General features: G+C 61.4%; 26 protein-coding genes. 11 read left to right on the top strand and 15 right to left on the bottom strand.

Annotated features, from left to right (window positions below):
- Nucleotides 1-30: 30 nt before the first annotated feature.
- Complete coding sequence (locus ACZ5U1_RS09785) at nt 31-564, top strand: CHAP domain-containing protein (RefSeq protein WP_464778242.1); 534 nt, start codon at nt 31-33, stop codon at nt 562-564.
- A gap of 79 nt (nt 565-643) precedes the next feature.
- Complete coding sequence (locus ACZ5U1_RS09780) at nt 644-1,366, top strand: CHAP domain-containing protein (RefSeq protein ID WP_464778241.1); 723 nt, start codon at nt 644-646, stop codon at nt 1,364-1,366.
- Nucleotides 1,367-1,488: 122 nt separating this feature from the next.
- Here ACZ5U1_RS09780 and ACZ5U1_RS09775 read toward each other — a convergent pair whose 3' ends face one another.
- The 7 genes from ACZ5U1_RS09775 to ACZ5U1_RS09745 form a co-directional block, all read right to left on the bottom strand.
- Nucleotides 1,489-1,764, bottom strand: a complete 276-nt coding sequence (locus tag ACZ5U1_RS09775; protein ID WP_464778240.1) for a DUF3297 family protein — start codon at nt 1,762-1,764, stop codon at nt 1,489-1,491.
- Between the two features lie 30 nt (nt 1,765-1,794).
- Complete coding sequence (locus ACZ5U1_RS09770; RefSeq protein ID WP_464778239.1) at nt 1,795-2,649, bottom strand: S1 family peptidase; 855 nt, start codon at nt 2,647-2,649, stop codon at nt 1,795-1,797.
- A 3-nt stretch (nt 2,650-2,652) separates the two neighbouring features.
- Nucleotides 2,653-3,075, bottom strand: a complete 423-nt coding sequence (locus ACZ5U1_RS09765) for a DUF350 domain-containing protein (RefSeq protein WP_464778238.1) — start codon at nt 3,073-3,075, stop codon at nt 2,653-2,655.
- A gap of 104 nt (nt 3,076-3,179) precedes the next feature.
- The gene (locus ACZ5U1_RS09760) at nt 3,180-3,479 is read right to left on the bottom strand and encodes a hypothetical protein (protein ID WP_464778237.1); all 300 of its coding nucleotides are present in this window, start codon (nt 3,477-3,479) and stop codon (nt 3,180-3,182) included.
- A 119-nt stretch (nt 3,480-3,598) separates the two neighbouring features.
- Nucleotides 3,599-4,840 (bottom strand): class I SAM-dependent methyltransferase, encoded by a 1,242-nt coding sequence (locus tag ACZ5U1_RS09755; RefSeq protein WP_464778236.1) that lies wholly within the window; start codon nt 4,838-4,840, stop codon nt 3,599-3,601.
- Between the two features lie 32 nt (nt 4,841-4,872).
- Nucleotides 4,873-5,625, bottom strand: coding sequence for a molybdopterin-dependent oxidoreductase (locus ACZ5U1_RS09750; protein ID WP_464778235.1), 753 nt, complete (start codon nt 5,623-5,625; stop codon nt 4,873-4,875).
- Nucleotides 5,622-6,350, bottom strand: a complete 729-nt coding sequence (locus tag ACZ5U1_RS09745; RefSeq protein ID WP_464780015.1) for a cytochrome b/b6 domain-containing protein — start codon at nt 6,348-6,350, stop codon at nt 5,622-5,624. Before ACZ5U1_RS09745 ends, ACZ5U1_RS09750 begins: the two co-directional genes overlap by 4 nt.
- A gap of 413 nt (nt 6,351-6,763) precedes the next feature.
- Between ACZ5U1_RS09745 and ACZ5U1_RS09740 the strand changes: the two genes are divergently transcribed.
- On the top strand, nt 6,764-7,282 hold the full coding sequence (locus tag ACZ5U1_RS09740; RefSeq protein ID WP_464771360.1) for an outer membrane protein: 519 nt from the start codon (nt 6,764-6,766) through the stop codon (nt 7,280-7,282).
- A 193-nt stretch (nt 7,283-7,475) separates the two neighbouring features.
- On the opposite strand, the gene ACZ5U1_RS09735 is transcribed toward ACZ5U1_RS09740, so the two are convergent.
- The 4 genes from ACZ5U1_RS09735 to ACZ5U1_RS09720 form a co-directional block, all read right to left on the bottom strand.
- A complete protein-coding gene (locus tag ACZ5U1_RS09735; RefSeq protein WP_464778234.1) occupies nt 7,476-8,393 on the bottom strand; it encodes a DMT family transporter in 918 nt (305 codons plus the stop codon).
- A complete protein-coding gene (locus tag ACZ5U1_RS09730) occupies nt 8,390-8,746 on the bottom strand; it encodes an endonuclease domain-containing protein (RefSeq protein ID WP_464780014.1) in 357 nt (118 codons plus the stop codon). The genes ACZ5U1_RS09735 and ACZ5U1_RS09730 overlap by 4 nt, the downstream gene beginning before the upstream one ends.
- A 126-nt stretch (nt 8,747-8,872) precedes the next feature.
- The gene (locus ACZ5U1_RS09725; RefSeq protein WP_464778233.1) at nt 8,873-10,393 is read right to left on the bottom strand and encodes a fumarate hydratase; all 1,521 of its coding nucleotides are present in this window, start codon (nt 10,391-10,393) and stop codon (nt 8,873-8,875) included.
- A 96-nt stretch (nt 10,394-10,489) separates the two neighbouring features.
- A complete protein-coding gene (locus tag ACZ5U1_RS09720; protein WP_464778232.1) occupies nt 10,490-11,134 on the bottom strand; it encodes a glutathione S-transferase family protein in 645 nt (214 codons plus the stop codon).
- A 548-nt stretch (nt 11,135-11,682) separates the two neighbouring features.
- Between ACZ5U1_RS09720 and ACZ5U1_RS09715 the strand changes: the two genes are divergently transcribed.
- On the top strand, nt 11,683-13,614 hold the full coding sequence (locus ACZ5U1_RS09715) for a ribonucleoside-diphosphate reductase subunit alpha (protein ID WP_449474250.1): 1,932 nt from the start codon (nt 11,683-11,685) through the stop codon (nt 13,612-13,614).
- A gap of 67 nt (nt 13,615-13,681) precedes the next feature.
- Here the strand turns inward: ACZ5U1_RS09715 and ACZ5U1_RS09710 are convergent, their stop codons facing one another.
- Nucleotides 13,682-13,948 carry a DUF2171 domain-containing protein gene (locus ACZ5U1_RS09710; RefSeq protein WP_464780013.1) on the bottom strand — a complete coding sequence of 89 codons (267 nt, stop codon included), beginning with the start codon at nt 13,946-13,948 and terminating at the stop codon, nt 13,682-13,684.
- A gap of 89 nt (nt 13,949-14,037) precedes the next feature.
- Here ACZ5U1_RS09710 and ACZ5U1_RS09705 point away from each other — a divergent pair, with 89 nt between their 5' ends.
- The 3 genes from ACZ5U1_RS09705 to ACZ5U1_RS09695 all read left to right on the top strand — a co-directional run bounded on the left by ACZ5U1_RS09705 (nt 14,038) and on the right by ACZ5U1_RS09695 (nt 16,632).
- Nucleotides 14,038-15,093, top strand: a complete 1,056-nt coding sequence (locus ACZ5U1_RS09705) for a ribonucleotide-diphosphate reductase subunit beta (protein ID WP_449474249.1) — start codon at nt 14,038-14,040, stop codon at nt 15,091-15,093.
- Between the two features lie 3 nt (nt 15,094-15,096).
- The gene (locus ACZ5U1_RS09700; RefSeq protein ID WP_464778231.1) at nt 15,097-15,891 is read left to right on the top strand and encodes a DUF4393 domain-containing protein; all 795 of its coding nucleotides are present in this window, start codon (nt 15,097-15,099) and stop codon (nt 15,889-15,891) included.
- A gap of 195 nt (nt 15,892-16,086) precedes the next feature.
- Nucleotides 16,087-16,632 carry a glycine zipper 2TM domain-containing protein gene (locus tag ACZ5U1_RS09695; protein ID WP_464778230.1) on the top strand — a complete coding sequence of 182 codons (546 nt, stop codon included), beginning with the start codon at nt 16,087-16,089 and terminating at the stop codon, nt 16,630-16,632.
- On the opposite strand, the gene ACZ5U1_RS09690 is transcribed toward ACZ5U1_RS09695, so the two are convergent.
- Nucleotides 16,629-17,069, bottom strand: coding sequence for a thermonuclease family protein (locus ACZ5U1_RS09690; protein ID WP_464778229.1), 441 nt, complete (start codon nt 17,067-17,069; stop codon nt 16,629-16,631). The two genes, ACZ5U1_RS09695 and ACZ5U1_RS09690, sit on opposite strands and share 4 nt — an antisense overlap.
- A gap of 310 nt (nt 17,070-17,379) precedes the next feature.
- A complete protein-coding gene (locus ACZ5U1_RS09685) occupies nt 17,380-17,697 on the bottom strand; it encodes a hypothetical protein (RefSeq protein WP_464778228.1) in 318 nt (105 codons plus the stop codon).
- Between the two features lie 137 nt (nt 17,698-17,834).
- Here ACZ5U1_RS09685 and ACZ5U1_RS09680 point away from each other — a divergent pair, with 137 nt between their 5' ends.
- The 4 genes from ACZ5U1_RS09680 to ACZ5U1_RS09665 are packed head-to-tail and all read left to right on the top strand — an operon-like array spanning nt 17,835 to nt 19,761.
- Nucleotides 17,835-18,215, top strand: coding sequence for a RidA family protein (locus tag ACZ5U1_RS09680; protein WP_464778227.1), 381 nt, complete (start codon nt 17,835-17,837; stop codon nt 18,213-18,215).
- A 16-nt stretch (nt 18,216-18,231) separates the two neighbouring features.
- On the top strand, nt 18,232-18,588 hold the full coding sequence (locus ACZ5U1_RS09675) for an ArsC family reductase (protein ID WP_464778226.1): 357 nt from the start codon (nt 18,232-18,234) through the stop codon (nt 18,586-18,588).
- 51 nt (nt 18,589-18,639) lie between these two features.
- Nucleotides 18,640-19,065 (top strand): RrF2 family transcriptional regulator, encoded by a 426-nt coding sequence (locus tag ACZ5U1_RS09670; protein ID WP_464778225.1) that lies wholly within the window; start codon nt 18,640-18,642, stop codon nt 19,063-19,065.
- A gap of 39 nt (nt 19,066-19,104) precedes the next feature.
- Nucleotides 19,105-19,761 (top strand): MBL fold metallo-hydrolase, encoded by a 657-nt coding sequence (locus ACZ5U1_RS09665; RefSeq protein WP_464780012.1) that lies wholly within the window; start codon nt 19,105-19,107, stop codon nt 19,759-19,761.
- Nucleotides 19,762-19,765: 4 nt separating this feature from the next.
- Here ACZ5U1_RS09665 and ACZ5U1_RS09660 read toward each other — a convergent pair whose 3' ends face one another.
- Nucleotides 19,766-20,194, bottom strand: coding sequence for an MAPEG family protein (locus ACZ5U1_RS09660; RefSeq protein ID WP_464778224.1), 429 nt, complete (start codon nt 20,192-20,194; stop codon nt 19,766-19,768).
- Between the last annotated feature and the right edge of the window lie 107 nt (nt 20,195-20,301).

The raw sequence follows: 20,301 nt of genomic DNA, 5'->3' as shown, positions 1-20,301 counted from the left end.
ACGCACAATAAGTCGGGGGTTGTTTCACACATGATCGGTGCTTTTCGCGCATTTATCGCGACTGCCGTGCTTGCGCTCGGCGCCCTGATCGTGACCCCTGCCGCCGCTGGCGTTCTGCAATGCGCACCCTATGCGCGCCAGGTTTCCGGCATCGAAATTTTCGGCAACGCCAATACCTGGTGGGGTCAGGCCGAGGGTCGCTATGACCGTGGTCATGAGCCGCGCGAAGGCGCTGTCCTGGCCTTCGCCGCAAGCCGTTCCATGCCCGTTGGTCATGTCGCCATGGTCAGCAAGGTGGTCAACGACCGCGAAGTGCTGCTGACCCACGCCAACTGGTCCTATCGCGGCGGCATCGAGCGCAATGTTCGCGCTATCGACGTGTCGCCCAACAATGATTGGACCGATGTGCGCGTATGGTACGGCCCGATCGGCGGCCTGGGCCTGCGTTCGAACCCTGCCAAGGGTTTCATCTATCCCGGCCATGCCCGAGAGGTCGCGCCGGTCCAGATTGCCATGGCCGATCGCGTGAACCCGGCCGCTGCCGCTGCGGGCGCTGCTTTCTGACAGTTTAACCAGTTCATAAGAGCCGCCGGATAATCTTAGCGGCGGTGGGGCGATTCTCAGTGGTTTGAGGTCGCAATTAATGTTTCGATATGTTCGCGGGGCCGCTTGGCTACTGGCGGCGCTGGTCGCCACGCCGGTATTCGGCGCAACCGCTTTGCAATGCGTGCCCTATGCGCGGATCGTGTCCGGCGTGAATATCCGGGGCGATGCGCTGACATGGTGGGATCAGGCGGAGAACCGCTATGCGCGCGGGCACGTGCCCCGGCGTGGCGCGGTCATGACCTTCCGCCCCTATGGTCCGATGACCCTTGGCCATGTGGCGGTGGTCAGCAAGGTGCTGGACGACCGGCGCGTGCTGATTCGCCATGCCAACTGGTCGGTGCCCGGCGCGATCGAGGAAGATGTGCTGGCGCTGGATGTCTCCGACGCTGGCGACTGGAGTCAAGTGCGTGTGTGGCACAGCCCGACAGGCCAGATGGGCGCGCGGACCAACCCGACCTTTGGCTTCATCTATCCTGCCAAGCCGCAGTTGCGTGAGTTCGAGCCTGATCCCGCACTCGGTACCAGCGTGCGCTTCGCCAAGGCGGATGCGGAGGATTGGAAGCCGACAAAGGCGGCGGTCAAGGCTGACGGAGAGGAGCCTGCCACGCGCCTCGCGAGCCTTGGCCGATCCTTGCGCAAGGCGCATGAGCCGAAGCTGGAAATGGATATGCGGGCGATCCAGTTCGCGGATGCCGCGCCTTCGGGACGATCGCTGCGCGACATCATCGCCGATGTGAAGCGGGATGCGCGGCTGCGGTAACGCTTCAGTGCAACTTCCGTTCGTGTCGAGCGAAGTCGGGGCACGTAGTGCGCGCTTCTCGACTTCGCTCGAAGCGAACAGAAGTTATTGGGAAGTGCCGATCCTATCGAGGACAGGCCAACTCACTCGGCCTCGGCGGGCTGTTCCTCTTCGCCGTCGGCCCCGCGCTCGAACCAGGCTTCTACCGGGCCGGAGAGCTTGATCGTCAACGGCTGGCCGTGGCGGTCCTTGGTCTTGCCGGCGGCGACGCGGATCCAGCCTTCCGAGATGCAATATTCCTCGACATCGTTGCGGACGCGGTCCTTGAAGCGGATGCCGATGCCCCGTTGCAGCACGTCCAGGTCGAAATGGGGGCTGCGCGGGTTGGTGGAGAGGCGGTCGGGAGGCGTGTCGCTCATGGCTGTTTCAGATCCTTCGTTTCGCGCCGCCTAGCCTTTTGGCCGCGCCGCCGTCAACCGGGGCGCGTCGTCCACGTCGCAGAAGATGCGCCGGATCACCCCCTGTTCCAGCCAGGAGGCAAAGCGCGTTTCGGCATCGGCCAGTCCCGCGAAGGGGTAGGCGACCGGCTGGTCATTGACGGCGCGGCTGGCGTGCACCAGCCGGATCATGGCATCGGGCGCGGTGGTCAGAATGCGGCCGCGCCGGTCGGTCGCGGCGCTGTTGACGCCAATGACATGGCCATCCTCGGCAAAGACGGGGCCGCCGCTGATCCCGGACAAGGTGTCGTCGCTTTCAGGGAGGCGCGCGACTTCTGCCCAGGCGAGCACCGGCTGGGTTTCCTCCGTTCGTCCGCGCCGGGCGCTGGCGGCGCCGATGAGTTCGGAAACGACGAGCGCGGCGCGTCCCGCAGGAAAACCCATGTGAAAACCGACCGACCCCGGCGCGGGAACCCGATCCGACAGTGGTAGAGCGTGATCGCTGGGCAGGCCGTCGCGCACCAGCGCGGCGTCGGCTTCCCGGCTTTCCACGATGCGGGACACGGCGCGGGCGACGCCGCCTTCCTCCAGCCCGATGCGGGAGCAATCATGGGTGACATGTTCGGCGGTCAGCCAGGCGCCGTCCCGATCGACGGCGAAGGCCGTGCCCATGCTGTCGGATGGCGCGCCCACGCGATCCTCGATCACGAAGGCTTCATCGCTCCATTGGGGCATCGGGCGCCGTGGCGATCGGGGATCGAAGCTTTCGACCCGCAGCGGCGTCGGCTGCGTCACCTCGCCGATCCAGGCGATCGTCAATATGACGCCCAGCATCAGCGGCAGGCAGCCGACGCTCCGCCGCGCCATGGCTTAGCCCGCCACGGCCGCCGCCGTCAGGCAGGCGATCGCGACCTTCATCATAGCAAGGAATATGGCGGCCGACCGTTCATTCGCTTCGATCCGCGCGGACAGGGAGCCGAGCAGGAAATCCACGAAGCGGAAGGCGATGAGTTGCAGGATCAGTGTGACGCTGCCCCAGATGATCACGTCCCAGACATTGACCGACCCGGCGAGGCACAGCGCCAGCGGAATGGTCAGCCCGATCGCGGCGCCGCCAAGCGATATCGCCGCCGCCTCATTTCCCGCGCGGATCAGGGCGAATTCGTCGTGCGGCGTAATCCACATATAAAGCGCCAGCGCCGCCAGCCAGGCCAGCGTTGCGGAGGCGAGGTGCAGCAGGAAGATGGGGAGCCCGGACAGCAGGCTCTGGATGACGGGCATGGGATCGCTCATGCCGCCAAGGATGCCGCAACCTGATCCCCGCTTCAATCAGGGATCGGGTTGCGGAAGTGTTTCTGTGCCTGATTCAGACAGTTAGTCAGGTTTTGCCCTGTGTCTTATCGGCAGATACGCACCCGGACGTCCCGGTCGCGATAATAGTCATAGCGCCATTCGGTCCAGCAGCGCTGGCGATAGCGATAATGATGCCGCCTTCCATCGCGCCAATGACGGCGGTCGTTGTGCCAGCGGCGGTCGTCGCGCCGGTCCCAGTGACGATCATGGCGCCCGTCACGCCAGTCGCGATCGCCATAGCCATAATAGCCGCCGCGATATTGCGCCTGGGCGGGCGCGGCAGTCGCGCCCAGCGCGGTGATCGCCAGGCCAAGCGCCATCGCGCCCTTCACGAAGATGTTCATATCCTCTCTCCTCACTTGCACCCCCGACGCATGGGCGTTCAGCGGGGCCACGGAAGAGAAGATGCACTCGGTTGACTGAACCGTCCGGGAACGGGGCTGTCAGCCAGCGTTCAGGGGGGCTATTTGCCGCGCAGTTCGTCCTCGGTAGACACCATATAGTCGCGCGTGATCGGCAGGGATCGGCGATTGCGCGCATATTGAACCTGATAGTTCACCATGCTGCCATGTTCGAACACCGTGGCCGCGCCCGCCAGATAGAAGGTCCACAGGCGGAAGAAGCGCTCATCATAAAGGGCGACGATGTCCGCCCGGCGCGCCATCGCGCGGGCATACCATTGGCGGATGGTCAGGCCATAATGCATCCGCAGCACTTCGACGTCCGTCACCATCAGCCGCGTGCCCTCGCTGCCCTGGATCATTTCGGACAGGGCAGGGATATAGCCGCCGGGAAAGATATATTTCTGGGTGAAGGCGTCGGTGATGCCCGGCCCATCGACGCGGCCGATCGTATGGATCAGCATCACGCCTTCGGGTGTCAGAAGATCGCGGCATTTGTCGAAGAAGGTGCGGTAATGGGCTGTGCCGACATGTTCGAACATGCCGACAGACACGATCCGGTCGAACGGCCCCTCTATATCGCGATAGTCGATCAGTTCGAAACGGACATGATCGGCGACGCCCGCCTCCTCCGCCCGTTGCCGCGCGACTTTCAACTGTTCCTCCGACAGGGTGATGCCGGTCACATCGACGCCGCAGGTGCGGTGCAGATAGAGGGCCATGCCGCCCCAGCCACAGCCGATGTCCAGCACCTTCATGCCAGGCTTCAGGTGCAGCTTGGCGGCGATATGCGCCTTCTTGTCCTCTTGCGCCTGTTCCAGGCTGATCCCCGCCTCATTGTCAGCGTCCGGGAAATAGGCGCAGCTATATTGGCGGTCGCGATCGAGGAAGAGAGCGTAGAGGGCGCCGGACAGATCATAATGATGGGCGACATTGGCTTTTGACCGGGCGCGATGATTGGCTCTCCACAGTGTCTGGCGGATCGATTTGAACCCGCGTTTCAGCCGCCCCTTGTCGCTGATCGACTTGCCGCTTTCCCAGCTATTGTTGGCGCGGATCAGCGAGATCAGTTCCATGATGCCCCCACCTTCGATCGTGACACGCCCGTCGATATAGGCCTCCGCCATGCCGAGGCGCGGGTCCTTGATGATGTCGAAGGGGACGCGCGCGTCGCGGAACTTCAGCGCCAGCGAGGGGAAGGCCGGATCGGGCGTGCCCGCCGTCACCTTCCTGCCGTCATGATAGATGATGGTCAGCTGTCCCCGTGTGACCAGCCGCTTGATGACACGATCGAACAATTTCATGGGCGGCAAACTGTCAGGTCATGCAGCGCCCGTCAAATGCCTGCATACCAATCATAATTGGCGCGGTCTTCCCAATAGCCGCCCTTGCCGTCGCCGATGCCGGACAGGGTGCTGACCGCCTTAATCTCCATCAGATATTTGGCATGTTTATAGCCGAGCTGCCGCTCGACCCGCAGTCGTAGCGGCGCGCCATTGGCTACCCGCAGAGGCTGATCATTGAGCGCGAAGGCGAGGATCGTCTGCGGGTGAAAGGCGTCGACCCTATCGATGCTTTCATAATAGGGCCGCCCATCGCCCATGAAGTCGGCGCATTTGAAGACGAGATAGCGTGCGCGGTCGCTCATCCGCGCACCGTCGAGGATGAGGTGGAGCGGCACGCCGCGCCATTTGCCGATCGCGCTCCATCCCTCGACGCAGTCATGGCGGGTGATCTGCTCGCGGTGCGGAAGGCTGTGAAATTGGGCAAGGGACAGCGACAGAGGGCGGCCGACCAATCCCGTGACCTTCAGCCGCCAATCGGCAAAGCCCGTCCGCCACAAGGCACGATATTCCGGCGTGTCGGGGTTGGCGGTTCCGTTGGGCCGGAAGAAGGGGGAAATCTGGTCGGGCCTGAACTCCCGCGCCAGGGCGTCGCGCGCCATCAGGCTGCGCTGCGCCCATTTGTGGAAATTCTCGGCAGAGAACAGCGCGTCCCGCACATGTTCGTTGCGTGCCAGCCGATCGCATCCCGACAATGTTGCCGCCGCGCCGAGCAGCAGCGTGCGGCGATTGAGGATCAGGCTCATGGCCGCTCTTCCGGCAAGCGGTACCGCCCCGTGATGATGGAGCGCAATTCGTTTGCCGGGCCTGCCAGCAGCACCATCGTTAGATGGATGAGGAAGAAGGCGACGAGCGCGAAGGCGGTGATGAAATGGATCGACCGCGCCGACTGCCGTCCGCCGAACAGATCGACCAGCCATGGCCAGGCGGCGTTCATACCCGGCGACATGGTGAGGCCGGTGAGAATGATGAGTGGCAGGGCGACGAAGATGACCGCGATATAGCTCGCCTTTTGCAGGACATTATAGCGCAGTGCCGCCTGACCCTTCGGGAAGCGCAGCCGCGCATGATCGAGGATGTCCTGCCAGATATGGCGTGGCGCCAGCTCGCCTTTCCGGAAGGCGAGGTCGCGGCCAATATGGTGACTCAACAACGCCCAGAGCATATAGGCGAGCAGGGCGAAGGCGAAGACGGGCGCTGCCGCGAGATGCCAGTGCCGCGACATTGCGAGATTATAATGGGCGGGCAGGGTGATCCACTGACCAAAGCGCTCCAGCTTCAGCCACGGCTGATCGAAATTCGCGCCATAATGGCCCCAATAGAGGCGCGGATGGGCATTGAAGATGCCAAGTCCGCTGGTGAAGAGAATGTAGAGCAGCCCCGCATTGATCCAGTGCCACAGCCGCACCGGCCAGCGGTGGCGCAGTACCGGCGGCGCCTTGTCGCCTGAGGGGGTGGGACCGCCATCCATCGCCCTGCTGTTACCCTTTTGCATCAATCGCGTCAAAAATCGCCGAGCATATCGGAACGTATCCGAAATGAGGTGCCGGTTCATCTTCTGGCCACATTCTCTGTGGATAGGAGCGTTCGGCCTTGCCTTAAGGTCACGCCGTGGCGGAAAATGCGGGAATAGGATGGTGAAGAAAAGGTGACTGTTGCGAAATAGCATCATCAATCGACAATCTTCATATCGATATTGCAACATTGATCAAAGACAGCCATATGCGTCTTCGCTTACGACGCAAGATCGGGGCAAGCAGGGATGGAGTAAAGGGGTCACTTCATAGCGACGCTCGAAGCTGAATGCTTCGATACCATGCCTGTTATATATCAAGAGTGCGATCCGCTTCCTGGATGACGCACATCTTACCGCATGAGGACATTATGAAGACTGTGATTTTCGCAGCAGCTGCTGCTGCCGCTTTCTCGGCTCCCGCTTTCGCGCAGGACGCTGCTCCCTTCACCGGCCCCCGCGCTGGCGTGACCGTTGGCTATGACAGCGTCGAAGGCTTCAAGGATGGCGTGAGCTACGGCCTGAGCGCTGGCTACGACGTTGCCGTTGCCCCGTCGATCACCTTCGGTCCCGAAGTTTCGCTGGGCGACAGCACCGCTGACGCTGACATCGTTGGCCTGGAAGTCAGCCGCGACCTCGCCGCTTCGGTTCGCTTGGGCTACATCCTGAACCCGCAGGTTCTGGTGTTCGGCAAGGTTGGCTATGCCAGCACTCGTTTCGAAGGCTCGAACAGCAACAACGGTGCTTCGCTCGAAGGCGTCCGTTTCGGCGGCGGTCTGGAATATGCTTTCAACGGCAACGCCTACATCTCGGCTGAATATCAGCGCACCGAGTATGAAAACAATGGCAGCCGTGACGCTGGCGTTGTCGGCATCGGTTTCCGTTTCTAATCCCTCTCGGATCTGAAACACAGGAGGGCGGTCCCATCGGGGCCGCCCTTTTTGTTTGTCGGTCTTTGGCTTCGTGAAGCTGGCGCCGTAGATTGGGAGCCGCCCCGCATGGGGGCGAAGCGGTAAGCGATGCTATGGGGAACGAGCGATGCCTTGTGCGGGGGCCGGGCCACTGCCCTCATTGACCATGAAGCTACAGCGACCCGGCCAGAGCCAGCACCACGCCGCTTACGATCAGCATCAGGCCCATCACCTCGCTGCGGGTCATCCGCTCTCCAAGGTAGAAGTGGCCAAAGCCCAGGGTGAAGGCGACTTCCACCTGGCCCACGATGCGCACCAGCGCCACGGGCGCGGTCGCAAATCCGGTGAACCAGCAGGCCGACCCCAGGGCCGAGAGCAAACCGACTTGCCCCGAAATAAGCCAGCTCGCGAAGACTTTCCGCATCTCTGCCGGTTCGCGCAGCAGCAGGTAGCCGCCCTGCATCAGAGTCTGGAGCGACACGGTGGCCGCCAGCACGATGAGGGCGGCCAGGATCGGGTCGCTGCCGCCGACTTCCTGCGTCGCGCGCCTGATGCCGATGGCGGTGAGGGCGAAGAAAAAGCCCGACGCGATGCCGGTCAGCGCGGCGGGCTGACTGAGCGCCTTGAGGAAATCGGCTGGCCCCATGCGCTTGCCGCCGGTCGACAGCAGCATGACTCCGGCAACGCCGCAGCCGATGCCCGCCCAGGCGAGGGGGCTGAGCCGCTCCCCCATCAACAGGAAGGACAGCGCGGCGCCCTGCACCGCCTCCGTCTTGGAATAGGCGGTGCCGACCACGAAATTGCGGTGGGCGAAGGCCATGATCAGCAGGTTGGTGGCGATGATTTGCGCAAGGCCGCCGCCGATGCAGAACAATAGGAAGGATGGGTCGGGGTGAGGCAAGGGCACCCTGCCTATCGAAACATATCCAGTCAGCAGCAACAGCGCGAAGGGCAGACCGTAGAGGTAGCGGACCAGCCCCGCCGCGTTGATCGACAAGCTATGGCTGACCCGCCGCTGCACCGCCGTGCGCCAGGCCTGCATAGCACCCGCGAACAGGGTGGCCGGGAGCCAGATGGGAGAGGTGATCACTTAATCCTCCCCATCGAAAGATGGGGAGGGGGACCATCCGCAGGATGGTGGAGGGGAAAGGCGCGGCAGTTGTTCAGGATATGCCGCATCACGCTATCCAGATCGGTCAGAACATCGATAGCTTTGATCCTCAGAACCTTAATCCCTTGTTCCCTCAGCCAATGATCTCGCCGTTCATCATGAGCAATCTGTTGGGCGTGATCATGCCCGCTGCCGTCCACCTCAACTGCCAGCCGCGCTGAAGCACAGTAGAAATCCAGCACATAAGGCCCGGCTGGATGTTGGCGGCGGAATTTCAATCCGCTTGGCCGTTGCCGCAGCCATTGCCACAGCGCGACTTCTGGTGGCGACATCTCTCGCCGGAGTCCGCGCGCGTTCTCGACCGTCTTCCTTCGCGGAGGCATGGCGCATTTCCCCTCCACCACTCGCTATGCGAGCGGTCCCCCTCCCCATCATCCGATGGGGAGGATTTGGATGCCTCACGCCTTTTCGAGAAGGCCTTCCTTCTTGATCTTCTCCTGCCACACCAGCGGGGCGAGGCGGTGGACGTTCTGGCCTTCGCTGTCCACGGCGACGGTGACGGGCATGTCCTGTACGTCAAATTCGTAGATGGCTTCCATGCCGAGGTCTTCAAAGCCGACTACCTTCGCGCCCTTGATCGCGCGGGCGACGAGATAGGCCGCGCCGCCGACCGCCATCAGATAGGCGCTCTTGTGCTTGGCGATGGAATCGGTCGCCGCCGGGCCGCGTTCGGCCTTGCCGACGCAGGCGGCGAGGCCCTGTTCCAGCATCATGTCCATGAACTTGTCCATGCGCGTCGCGGTGGTGGGACCAGCCGGGCCGACCACCTCGTCGCGTACCGGATCGACCGGGCCGACATAATAGATGACGCGGCCCTTGAAATCGACGGGCAGCTGTTCGCCTGCGGCCAGCATGTCGGCGATGCGCTTGTGCGCGGCGTCGCGGCCGGTCAGCATCTTGCCGTTCAGCAGCAGGCGGTCGCCATGCTTCCAGCTCTGCACGACTTCGGGCGTCAGCGTGTCGAGATCGACGCGGATCGCTTCCTTGCTCGGCTTCCAGTCGACCTGCGGCCATTCGGACAGCTTGGGCGCTTCCAGATAGGCCGGACCAGACCCATCCAGCGTGAAATGCGCGTGGCGCGTGGCAGCGCAGTTGGGGATCATCGCGACCGGCTTGCCCGCCGCATGGCAGGGATAGTCGTAGATCTTGACGTCGAGGATAGTCGATAGCCCGCCCAGCCCCTGCGCGCCGATGCCGAGCGCGTTGACCTTGTCGAAAATCTCGATCCGCAGCTTCTCGATGTCATTCTGCGGGCCGCGCGCCTTCAGCTCGCCCATGTCGATGGGTTCCATCAGCGATTCCTTGGCCAGCGCCACCGCCTTTTCCGCGGTGCCGCCGATGCCGATGCCCAGCATGCCGGGCGGGCACCAGCCAGCGCCCATTTGCGGGATCATTTCCAGCACCCAGTCGACGATCGAATCGCTGGGGTTCATCATCTTGAACTTGGTCTTGTTCTCCGAGCCGCCGCCCTTGGCGGCTACGTCGACGGTCACCTTGTTGCCCGGCACCATTTCGACATTCAGCACGCAGGGCGTGTTGTCCTTGGTATTCTGACGCGAGAAAGCCGGATCGCGCAGGATCGAGGCGCGTAGGCGGTTTTCGGGGTTGAGATAAGCCTTGCGCACGCCCTCATCGACGACGTCCTGCATCGAGCGGCTGTTGTCGTCAAAGCGGCAATCCATGCCCCATTTGATGAAGACATTGACGATGCCGGTGTCCTGGCAGATCGGGCGATGCCCCTCCGCGCACATGCGGCTGTTGGTCAGGATCTGGGCGATGGCGTCCTTCGCCGCCGGATTGGCTTCGGCCTCATAGGCTTTGCCCAGCGCGCGGATATAATCCATCGGATGATAGTAACTGATGAACTGGAGCGCGTCGGCGACGCTCTCGATCAGATCGGCGGTCTTGATGACGGTCATCTTGCCTGCATGTCCCTAATTAGCGCCCGGCCCTGCACGGCGGGTCTTCGCAGGCGCGGCTAATAGGGATTGGGCCGAGAGTCCAGATATCGCGAGCTATCCGTTGGCATAGGGGAACATGTGCCACCAGGGCTCTTTCTCCTCCAGCACCCGGGCAAAGCTGGGCCTTGCCTCCAGCCGGTCGAGATAAGCGGCCAGCGCCGGAAAGCCGCCGCGCATCGGTTCCACCTTGTCGGCATAGAAAAGGGCGGGGGCAGCGGCGCAATCGGCGAGCGTAAAGCTGTCTCCGGCCGCCCATTGGCGCGCGCCGATCCGTTCTTCCAGCAGCGCATAGGCCTTGCCCAGCAGGATGCGCGCTTCGCCCACGCCATGGGCATCGCGCGATTCTTCCGGACGCAGCCGGTCGCCAACAATCTTCTGCATCGCGGTCATGACATAATTGTCGAACAGCCGGTCGATCAGCCGCACCTCCAGTGCTTGGGCGGGATCGGCGGAGATCGGGCGAAAGGCGCCGGGATATTGCTGCCCCAGATATTCGATGATGATGCTCGCCTCGGCGACCGTCTGGTCCCGCGCCTCGTCGCGTAGCACCGGGAATTTGCCCAGCGGCCACAGCGCGAGCCACGCCTCCGCCACGCCGGGGTCCTCCATCATCGCGCGTTCGAATGGCGTGTCATTCTCATAAAAAGCGATCAGCACCTTCCAGCAATAGGAGGAAAGGGGGTGATAATAGAGAATCATCGGCTCTGCCTCTTTGCATGGTCCGGGCGGTAGGATCGTGCCTCTTACCATGGTTTCCGGGTGGTTTCTTGGCGGTTCCTCATCCACAGTTGATCCACATCAGCTTGTGGATAAGTTGTGGCCGAACCACCATCCTTAGCGGAACAGGGCAGGGGTGCTGACCTGATCCCGGCGATTTCGGGCCTAAGCGAAAATTATTTTCGTTCTCAAATTGTTTCCCTTGCCTTTTGCAAGAGCGCCGGAAGTTGGCGCGTCGCTGCAATGCAGGATGACCGCCATGCCATGCAGATGGCATCTCCTGCGCCACCGGGAGTCTTCATACCGTCATTTACCCTCTTGCAAGCATATGAAGCTGTGGCACTATCCCTTGTATCGGGTTAACGGGGGTTACCCAACAGATTGTGATTGTACCGGCCGGACCATTTTCCGGGCGAGAGGCGTTTTGTCTCATGCGATCCGCTGCTGGCGCACCCCGCTGCCGTTCCGGGCGGCCTTACAAGATGAGGCTTGACCGAATCGAACGAAACAGGAACATTCGGGGGCTCGGAATGGATTTTCGTGACAGCGAACAGACAGGTGCAAGTGACGTGGCGACGGTAATCGACGAAGTGGTGGAAGCAGTGGCGGAAAAGAAGGCTGCGCCAGCCAAGGAAGCCGTGCGTTCGTCTTCGTCCATCCAGGCGCGCCGGTTCGACGTGGTCACGGACGAAAGCCGCGATGCGCTGCTTACCGAGTTCGGCAAGGATACGCTGAAGGACCGTTATCTGCTGCCCGGCGAAAATTATCAGGACCTGTTTGCCCGCGTCGCCGCCGCCTATGCCGATGATCAGGGCCATGCCCAGCGCGTCTATGACTATATCTCGCGCCTCTGGTTCATGCCCGCGACGCCCGTGCTGTCGAACGGCGGCACCGGGCGCGGCCTGCCGATCAGCTGCTATCTGAACAGCGTCGATGACAGCCTGGAAGGCATCGTCAACACCTGGAACGAGAATGTGTGGCTCGCTTCGCGCGGCGGCGGCATCGGCACCTATTGGGGCAGCGTGCGCGGCATCGGTGAACCGGTCGGCCTTAATGGCAAGACCAGCGGCATCATCCCCTTCGTCCGCGTGATGGACAGCCTCACGCTGGCCATCAGCCAGGGCAGCCTGCGCCGGGGTTCGGCCGCCTGCTATCTCGACGTTTCCCACCCGGAGATCGAGGAGTTCCTCGAAATCCGCAAGCCCAGCGGCGACTTCAATCGCAAGGCATTGAACCTCCACCACGGCGTCCTCTTGACCGACGAGTTCATGGAAGCGGTCCGCACCGGCGCTGAGTTCTCGCTCAAATCGCCCAAGGACGGCTCCGTCCGCGGCACGGTCGATGCGCGCAGCCTGTTCCAGAAGCTGGTGGAAACCCGCCTTGCCACTGGCGAACCCTATATCGTTTTCTCCGACACCGTGAACAGCATGATGCCCAAGCATCATCGCGATCTCGGCCTTAAAGTTTCGACTTCCAATCTTTGTTCAGAAATCACTTTGCCGACGGGTCGCGACCATCTCGGCAATGACCGGACGGCGGTCTGCTGCCTTTCGTCCCTGAATCTGGAAACCTGGGACGAATGGAACAAGGACCCCGTCTTTGTTGAGGATGTCATGCGCTTCCTCGACAATGTGCTGCAGGATTATATCGATCGTGCGCCGGACGAAATGGCGCGGGCGAAATATTCCGCAGGACGTGAACGGTCAGTGGGCCTGGGGGTGATGGGGTTCCACTCCTTCCTCCAGGCCCGTGGCCTCCCCTTTGAAGGGGCGATGGCCAAGAGCTGGAACCTGCGCATCTTCAAGCATATCAGCGAGAAGGTGAACGACGCCTCGATGCAGCTCGCGGTAGAGCGTGGTCCATGCCCGGACGCAGCCGACATGGGCGTCATGGAGCGCTTTTCCTGCAAGATGGCGATCGCGCCGACCGCGTCGATCAGCATCATCTGCGGCGGCACGTCGGCCTGTATCGAGCCGATCCCGGCGAACATCTACACGCACAAGACGCTGTCGGGCAGCTTCGTGGTGAAGAACCCCTATCTGGAAAAAATCCTGCGCGACAAGTCGAAGGATTCGACCAACGTCTGGAACACGATCCTGGAACGCGGCGGGTCGGTCCAGCATCTCGATTTCCTCAGCCAGGAAGAAAAGGACACGTTCAAGACCAGCTTCGAAATCGACCAGCGCTGGCTGCTCGAACTCGCGGCGGATCGCACGCCCTTCATCGATCAGGCGCAGTCGCTCAACCTGTTCATCCCGGCGGACGTGGAAAAGTGGGACCTGATGATGCTCCACTTCCGCGCGTGGGAGCTGGGCATCAAGTCGCTCTACTATCTGCGGTCAAAGTCGGTGCAGCGCGCCGGTTTCGCAGGCGGGGTGGAAGCCGACAACACGATCGACGCACCGAAATTCGAGCTGGCTGGGGGAAGCACAGACTATGACGAATGTCTTGCGTGCCAATGAGGTAATGGGGGGGATGGGCGCGGCGGTGGCAACACTGACCGCGCCCACACAATCGCCCCCTGAGCCGTCACCCCTCGTCCTGTTCTTCTTCAAAGAGGACAGCGTTGGCACCGGTCGCAGACAGCCTCACAGTGCCATCCTCATCAACCCCGGCGATCAGTCCCTGACTGATATAATGATGATGCCCGGAGTGACTTCCCTGGCCGCTATCCGCCTTGATCAGCTTGATACGCTGATGTCCTTCGGCACCCTCGACATGATCGACAGTGCCGACATGGACGCCATCAGCGCCGATAACCTCAGCATGTTCCTTGATGCTGGTAAGATCAACCATCATATTGCTCCTGTGCCGGGAATGACGGGGACCAAACGTCCCGCGCCCGCGCAGGTTGCGCTTGTCCATTAATTCGCGGAGCCGACCCAATGCCCCTTCTTCAAGCCAGCAAGGTCTACAAGCCTTTCGAGTACCCTTGGGCCTATGAATTCTGGAAGCGTCAGCAGCAACTGCACTGGCTGCCCGAAGAAGTGCCGCTAGGCGAGGATTGCCGCGATTGGGCGCAGAAGCTGTCCGATCATGAGCGCAATCTGCTGACCCAGATCTTCCGCTTCTTCACCCAGGCCGACGTGGAAGTGCAGGACTGCTACCACGAAAAATATGGCCGCGTGTTCAAGCCGACCGAAGTGAAGATGATGCTGACCGCGTTCAGCAACATGGAAACGGTCCATATCGCCGCCTACAGCCACCTGCTCGACACGATCGGCATGCCCGAAACCGAATATTCGGCCTTCATGCAGTATAAGGAGATGAAGGATAAGCATGACTATCTGAGCCAGTTCGGCGTCGATACGGACGAGGATATCGCCAAGACGCTGGCCATGTTCGGCGGCTTTACCGAAGGGCTCCAGCTCTTCGCCTCCTTCGCCATGCTGATGAACTTCCCGCGCTTCAACAAGATGAAGGGCATGGGCCAGATCGTCACCTGGTCGGTGCGCGACGAGACGCTGCACTGCGAAGGCATCATCAAGCTGTTCCACGCCTTCACCAAGGAGCGCGATTGCCTGACGCCGTCGGTCAAGGACGACATCATGGACATGTGCCAGAAGACGGTGCGGATCGAGGACGCGTTCATCGACCTCGTCTTCGAAATGGGTCCGGTCCCCGGCATGACGCCCAAGGACATCAAGAAATATGTCCGCTATATCGCCGACTGGCGCCTGGGGCAGTTGGGCCTGAAGCCCATCTACATGATCGACGAGCATCCGCTCCCCTGGCTGACCCCGCTGCTGAACGGCGTGGAGCACGCGAACTTCTTCGAAACCCGCGCGACGGAATATTCGAAGGGCGCGACGCGCGGCCAGTGGAACGAGGTGTGGGACGCGTTCGACCGGCGGAAGCAGCTTAAGGCTGGCGATGCGGCCAATGCTGACGAGGTGAGCGATCCGGATATGTTCAAGGCTGCGGGGATCGCTGCGGAGTAGGATATGCTCAACCCACTCGACGTTTTGCCCGAAGCCGCCGGAGGGGTAGGGATCATACAAGAGGTTTATAAAGATCTCGCACAACCGGGCGTCCGGCAAGTTGGCAAGGCCTTAAAGACAGTACTTGAGCTGGCAAACAATGCATTATTGCCAGTTCGAATCCTAAATGAGACCGCTCGTCAATTTGAGGAGGCAAAATTCAGAAAGATAAAGGAACGATTTTCTAAAATTCCAGAGGAAAATATTGTCGAAGTCGCCCCGGAAATTGGCGTACCAATAATGGAACGGCTGTCTTTTACATCTGATAAGACCCTGGCGGATATGTTTGTAGAGTTGCTCGCAAAAGCAGCTGAGCTAGGGAAGGTGGATCAGGCTCATCCAAGTTTTGTAACCATTATATCATCGTTGTCGCCAGACGAAGCGCATCTCTTACGCAGCTTGATGGGAAGTCGATATCACCCATTTATATCAATAGATCTTAAGAGCGCAGACGGCGTGGGCACAACGACGCCGCATGAGTTTATTTTAAAACCGCCTCGCACTGTGGTTCATCATCAAAATCTTCCACTTTACCTTTCAAATTTGATAGGATTAGGGTTAATTGAGGCCCGGCGGGGCGTCCATCTTACCGAACCTGGAGCATATGATGAGGTCATCAATTATGCGAAAAAGGTTTGGAACGTCGGGGAAACGATGCGAATAGGTAATGAAGAAAGAAAAGTATCGTACGGGCAGCATGTTTTAGTGATGCTTCCATATGGCGAAGCATTTTTGAATGCGTGCATTACGACGAACTAGCATATATTCTGCACATTCAAGCCGAATTCAGAAAGTCCGATCAAATTCGGAATATGTTAGCTACAGAATTTTTGAGTGAGCATATGCTAAGCTCGTGTACGAGAGTTGAACACCCGTTTTTATTCCGTTCATGCAACGGTCGCCTAGCTCATGTGTTTATCTTCACAGCCTGACAAATATGGCAAGGAGCATCACATGAACTTCTCGATCAAGCGCGCCATTGCCGCTTTTTCGCTGGGGGCGATGACGCTGACTGGCGTTGCTGCGACCCCTGCTTTTGCTCAACCCGGCCACGGTCGATATGATGAGCGCCATGGCGGCAAGCATGACCGCGACTGGCGGGGTGATCGTGGGGACCGCGACTGGAAGCGGGAAGGCCGCCACGACAATGGTCGCCACAAAGGTCATTGGAAGCGTCCCGGTGGCGTCGTCTACAGCTATGACTGGAACCGCCCGGATCGCCGCTATGGCAGCCGCTATCGGCCCGACCGTTATTATCGCAGCGGCTATGAGCCGATCCGCGTGACGCGCGGCACCCGCATCTATCGCGGTTATGACGATCGCTATTATTGCCGCCGTTCGGACGGCACGACCGGCCTGATCGTTGGCGCGGCGCTGGGCGGGTTGCTCGGCGGGCAGCTGGATCGCGGCTATTCCAATACCGCTGGCATATTGATCGGCGCGGGTGCGGGCGCTCTGCTCGGTCGTGAGATTGATCGCGGCGGTCTGACTTGCCGCTAACTACGGCACCATGGCTGGCGCGCTCCGGTCCAGGGGCGCGCCAGACCTTCGGTGACCAGCAATGCACCGATCGACTGGCCCTGCCGCGTCACGATGCGCAGGGTTCGTCCATAGCGATCCCGTTCCCGCTCTACCGGCATAAGGGAAAAGGCGCCTGCATTGAGCAGCGCCCGTAGCCGCTGCGTTGCCCGCATGCCCAGCGCCCCTTCTGCGCTGCAACGCGGGCCGTGGGTTTCCGGCGTGTCGATGTCGGCGATGCGGATTTTGGTCCCCTCCAGCCAGAAGGTATCTCCATCGACCACGCAATCCGGCCCGCCCATGCCGTGGCACAGGCCGAAGCGTGGCAAAGGATTTTCCGCCCGGAGAGGCGCCGCTGATCCGATCAGCAGGATGGGGAGGGCCAGGAGGGGAGAGAGCAGCTTGCATAGGCGGATCATCCCGCCAGCCTAGGCTGCGCTGCTGGCGGCGCGCGGTGAAGCTGATCCGTTTACCCTCCGATATGGCGGCTTTGGGCCTTTGGCGCTTCGTGATCTTTATCTGGATCACTCAATTCCGTTCGGACTGTCCGAACGAGTCACTTGCCTCATTAGGATGTCGAAGCCCTTTTCTTTCAAAAAAAGAAGTAGAACCCTTCGACAGGCTCAGGGCGAACGGTAACAGGGGCAGTGCCAATTTAGGGCCCGACGCTCCAGCGGCTGGAGCCGGAAGGCGCGTGAAGGGGAGCGCGCGCCTGGTCCCGCGTCGGGGCTATTCCTCGTCCTCGGTGCGGCCGAGATATTCTTCTTCGTCGTCCATCTGCGGTTCGCCCGCGAAGGCGTCATTGTCGATCCGTCCGGAACGGTTCATTTCCTCCATCCGCTCGACCAGGTCGGGTGTGTCTTCGGGAATGATCTGCGCGGGGTTTGGGGTTCCGCCCCGTTCGCTGTCCTCCGACAGGTCGGTGCTGCGAGCGCGGGCGTCATCGGCAACATCCTGCGCCTGCGATCCCCGGTCTCTCTGCTCGTCATTTTCCTCGATATCGTCGGGAAAGCGGTCCTTGTCTGACTGATCCTTTGGCTGGTCCATGGCATGTCTCCTTGCCTGCCCAACCGATCAACCGGGGCGCCCGTTCCATGGCTGTCCAAAAGGCGCTGGACAGGGGAGACGGCAGGGGGCAAGAGCCGCCCGATCCCTTTCATCGCTACCCCTTCGAAGGAAATCCCATGTCCCGCAAACTCATCTCCTCGGGTTCGCCTTTCGAGGCGCAGGTCGGCTATTCGCGTGCCGTTGTTCAGGGCGACTGGTGCTTCGTCGCCGGTACGACCGGGACTGACCCTGAAACCAAGACGATGCCTGAAAGCGTCGTCGATCAGGGTGTCAATGCGCTGAAGGTCATTGGCAAGGCGCTGGAGGATGCAGGCTTTTCCTTCGCCGATGTCGTGCGCGTGACCTATTATATCACCGACCCGGCCTATTGGGATGAACTGGGCAAAGCGACCGCGCCCGTGTTCGGTGAGATTCGCCCGGCCGCAAGCTGCGTCGTCGCTGGCCTCATCAAGCCGGAGATGAAGATCGAGATCGAAGTCACCGCGTACCGCGGCTAATTGGGGGCTGACACCCATGATCACCATGTATGGCATCAAAAATTGCGACACCATCAAGAAGGCTCGCAATTTCCTGGATAATGAGCGCGTCGCCTACAGCTTCCACGACTATAAGGTTTCGGGGGTGGATAAGGCGAAGCTGGAGGAATGGGTGATGGAGCATGGGTGGGAAACCATCCTCAACCGTTCCGGCACGACCTTCAAGGCGCTGGACGCGGGCGACAAGGCGCATATCGACGCGGAAAAAGCGATCCTGCTGATGAGCACCAACCCGTCGATGATCAAGCGGCCGATCCTGGATGTTGGCGGGCGGACCGTCGTTGGCTTCAAGGCTACCACCTATGAAGAAGCGTTGAGCAAGGTGAAGGCCTGATCGGCCTCGCGGCGGCTTGTCAAATGAGGCGCGGGGGCGAATAACGGGAATATGCTTTCGCAGAAGACCCGTTACGCCATCCGTGCTCTCCAGCATCTTGCAGACCGCTACCGCCAAGGCCCCGTGCCACTGAACGAAATCGCGACGCGGCAGAATATTCCGGCGAAGTTCTTGACGGTCATCCTGTCCGAACTCTCCCGCGAAGGGCTGGTGGCGACGCAGCGGGGGCGGGACGGGGGCTATTGGCTCGCGCTGGCGCCGGTCGACATCAGCTATGGCGACATCGTGCGGCTGACGCGCGGGTCGCTGGCGCTGACACCCTGTGCCAGCCGATTCGCGCATGAAACCTGCACCAATTGCCTGCCCGAATCGGAATGCAGGTTGCATCGCGTTATGCTGCGCGTGCGGGACGAGACGGCTAAGGTGCTGGACGGCATCAGCCTCGCCGAACCGCTGGGGCTGGAGGAGGTGGGCTAGCTCTTGCGCCTCGCGCCCGGCTTCGCCACATCTCCGCCCATGACCACGCCACCGCTAAAAGCCGCTCTGATTCCCGTCACTCCGTTGCAGCAGAATTGCACGCTCTTCTGGTGCACGGCCACCAATCGGGGCGCTTTCGTCGATCCGGGCGGAGACTTGCCACGGCTGAAGGCCGCCGCCGAGCAGCAGGGCGTGACGATCGAGAAGATATTGGTGACCCACGGCCACATCGACCATTGCGGTGAGGCGGGTACGTTGGCCAAGGAACTCGGCGTACCGATCGAGGGGCCGCATGAGGCGGATCGCTTCTGGATCAGCCGCCTGGAAGAGGACGGCCGCAATTACGGTGTGAACGGAAAGATCTTCGAGCCCGATCGCTGGCTGGCCGACGGCGATCAGGTGACGGTCGGCAATCTGGTGCTGGACGTCTATCATTGCCCCGGCCACACGCCTGGCCATGTCGTGTTCCATCACGCGCCCAGCAAGCTGGCGATCGTGGGAGACGTGCTGTTTCAGGGGTCGATCGGCCGCACGGACTTTCCGATGGGCAATCACCAGCAGCTGATCGACGCCATAACGGGCAAGCTTTGGCCGCTGGGTGGCGACACCGCCTTTGTCCCCGGCCACGGTCCGATGAGCGATTTCGCCCATGAGCGGCGCACCAATCCCTTTGTCGGGGACGCCGTGCTGGCCTGACGCTTTACCGCGCGGCCATGGCTGGCGGCGCAGGCACCGCGCGGGTCGCATGATAGGCAACATAGAGGGCAGCGACCGCTAGCGCTGCCGTCACCACCCAGGTGAGCAGCGCGCCGCCTGCCCGCCAGGCGTTAGGGCGATCCGCGTCCATGCCTATCCCGTGCGAAGCGCGCGCGATGACATAGGTCAGCGCGCCTATCCACAACCACAGCGGCGACCCGATAGCCAATTCGACCAGCGCGAAGAGGATGAGGATGATCGGCGTATATTCGATAAAGTTCGCGTGTGCCCTTATCCGCCGTGCGAGCAGCGGATCGCCGCCATCGCCATGCAGCACCTTGCTGCCGACGCGAATCCGGGCGCAGCGAAATGCGAGCCACAGGTTGAGAAGCGCGCAGGCAGCGGCCAAGGTCAGCGTGATCGGCAACAGCATCGCATGTTCTCCCCATAATTATGTTGGCGGTACAATAGGCGGCCATCGTTTCGGGGCAAGGAAGGACTTGCGCACCTGCCAAAAAACGCTATAGGCGCAGGGCTTCG

Source organism: Sphingobium sp. TomTYG72, assembly GCF_055394715.1.
This window is presented reverse-complemented; position numbering and strand designations above follow the sequence as displayed.

Bases quoted from the DNA above. Each gene is read 5' to 3' on its own strand.
- ACZ5U1_RS09785 (WP_464778242.1), top strand. From the start codon at position 31: ATGATCGGTGCTTTTCGCGCATTTATCGCGACTGCCGTGCTTGCGCTC.
- ACZ5U1_RS09780 (WP_464778241.1), top strand. From the start codon at position 644: ATGTTTCGATATGTTCGCGGGGCCGCTTGGCTACTGGCGGCGCTGGTC.
- ACZ5U1_RS09775 (WP_464778240.1), bottom strand. From the start codon at position 1,764: ATGAGCGACACGCCTCCCGACCGCCTCTCCACCAACCCGCGCAGCCCC.
- ACZ5U1_RS09770 (WP_464778239.1), bottom strand. From the start codon at position 2,649: ATGGCGCGGCGGAGCGTCGGCTGCCTGCCGCTGATGCTGGGCGTCATA.
- ACZ5U1_RS09765 (WP_464778238.1), bottom strand. From the start codon at position 3,075: ATGAGCGATCCCATGCCCGTCATCCAGAGCCTGCTGTCCGGGCTCCCC.
- ACZ5U1_RS09760 (WP_464778237.1), bottom strand. From the start codon at position 3,479: ATGAACATCTTCGTGAAGGGCGCGATGGCGCTTGGCCTGGCGATCACC.
- ACZ5U1_RS09755 (WP_464778236.1), bottom strand. From the start codon at position 4,840: ATGAAATTGTTCGATCGTGTCATCAAGCGGCTGGTCACACGGGGACAG.
- ACZ5U1_RS09750 (WP_464778235.1), bottom strand. From the start codon at position 5,625: ATGAGCCTGATCCTCAATCGCCGCACGCTGCTGCTCGGCGCGGCGGCA.
- ACZ5U1_RS09745 (WP_464780015.1), bottom strand. From the start codon at position 6,350: ATGGATGGCGGTCCCACCCCCTCAGGCGACAAGGCGCCGCCGGTACTG.
- ACZ5U1_RS09740 (WP_464771360.1), top strand. From the start codon at position 6,764: ATGAAGACTGTGATTTTCGCAGCAGCTGCTGCTGCCGCTTTCTCGGCT.
- ACZ5U1_RS09730 (WP_464780014.1), bottom strand. From the start codon at position 8,746: ATGTCGCCACCAGAAGTCGCGCTGTGGCAATGGCTGCGGCAACGGCCA.
- ACZ5U1_RS09725 (WP_464778233.1), bottom strand. From the start codon at position 10,393: ATGACCGTCATCAAGACCGCCGATCTGATCGAGAGCGTCGCCGACGCG.
- ACZ5U1_RS09720 (WP_464778232.1), bottom strand. From the start codon at position 11,134: ATGATTCTCTATTATCACCCCCTTTCCTCCTATTGCTGGAAGGTGCTG.
- ACZ5U1_RS09715 (WP_449474250.1), top strand. From the start codon at position 11,683: ATGGATTTTCGTGACAGCGAACAGACAGGTGCAAGTGACGTGGCGACG.
- ACZ5U1_RS09710 (WP_464780013.1), bottom strand. From the start codon at position 13,948: ATGGTTGATCTTACCAGCATCAAGGAACATGCTGAGGTTATCGGCGCT.
- ACZ5U1_RS09705 (WP_449474249.1), top strand. From the start codon at position 14,038: ATGCCCCTTCTTCAAGCCAGCAAGGTCTACAAGCCTTTCGAGTACCCT.
- ACZ5U1_RS09700 (WP_464778231.1), top strand. From the start codon at position 15,097: ATGCTCAACCCACTCGACGTTTTGCCCGAAGCCGCCGGAGGGGTAGGG.
- ACZ5U1_RS09695 (WP_464778230.1), top strand. From the start codon at position 16,087: ATGAACTTCTCGATCAAGCGCGCCATTGCCGCTTTTTCGCTGGGGGCG.
- ACZ5U1_RS09690 (WP_464778229.1), bottom strand. From the start codon at position 17,069: ATGATCCGCCTATGCAAGCTGCTCTCTCCCCTCCTGGCCCTCCCCATC.
- ACZ5U1_RS09685 (WP_464778228.1), bottom strand. From the start codon at position 17,697: ATGGACCAGCCAAAGGATCAGTCAGACAAGGACCGCTTTCCCGACGAT.
- ACZ5U1_RS09680 (WP_464778227.1), top strand. From the start codon at position 17,835: ATGTCCCGCAAACTCATCTCCTCGGGTTCGCCTTTCGAGGCGCAGGTC.
- ACZ5U1_RS09675 (WP_464778226.1), top strand. From the start codon at position 18,232: ATGATCACCATGTATGGCATCAAAAATTGCGACACCATCAAGAAGGCT.
- ACZ5U1_RS09670 (WP_464778225.1), top strand. From the start codon at position 18,640: ATGCTTTCGCAGAAGACCCGTTACGCCATCCGTGCTCTCCAGCATCTT.
- ACZ5U1_RS09665 (WP_464780012.1), top strand. From the start codon at position 19,105: ATGACCACGCCACCGCTAAAAGCCGCTCTGATTCCCGTCACTCCGTTG.
- ACZ5U1_RS09660 (WP_464778224.1), bottom strand. From the start codon at position 20,194: ATGCTGTTGCCGATCACGCTGACCTTGGCCGCTGCCTGCGCGCTTCTC.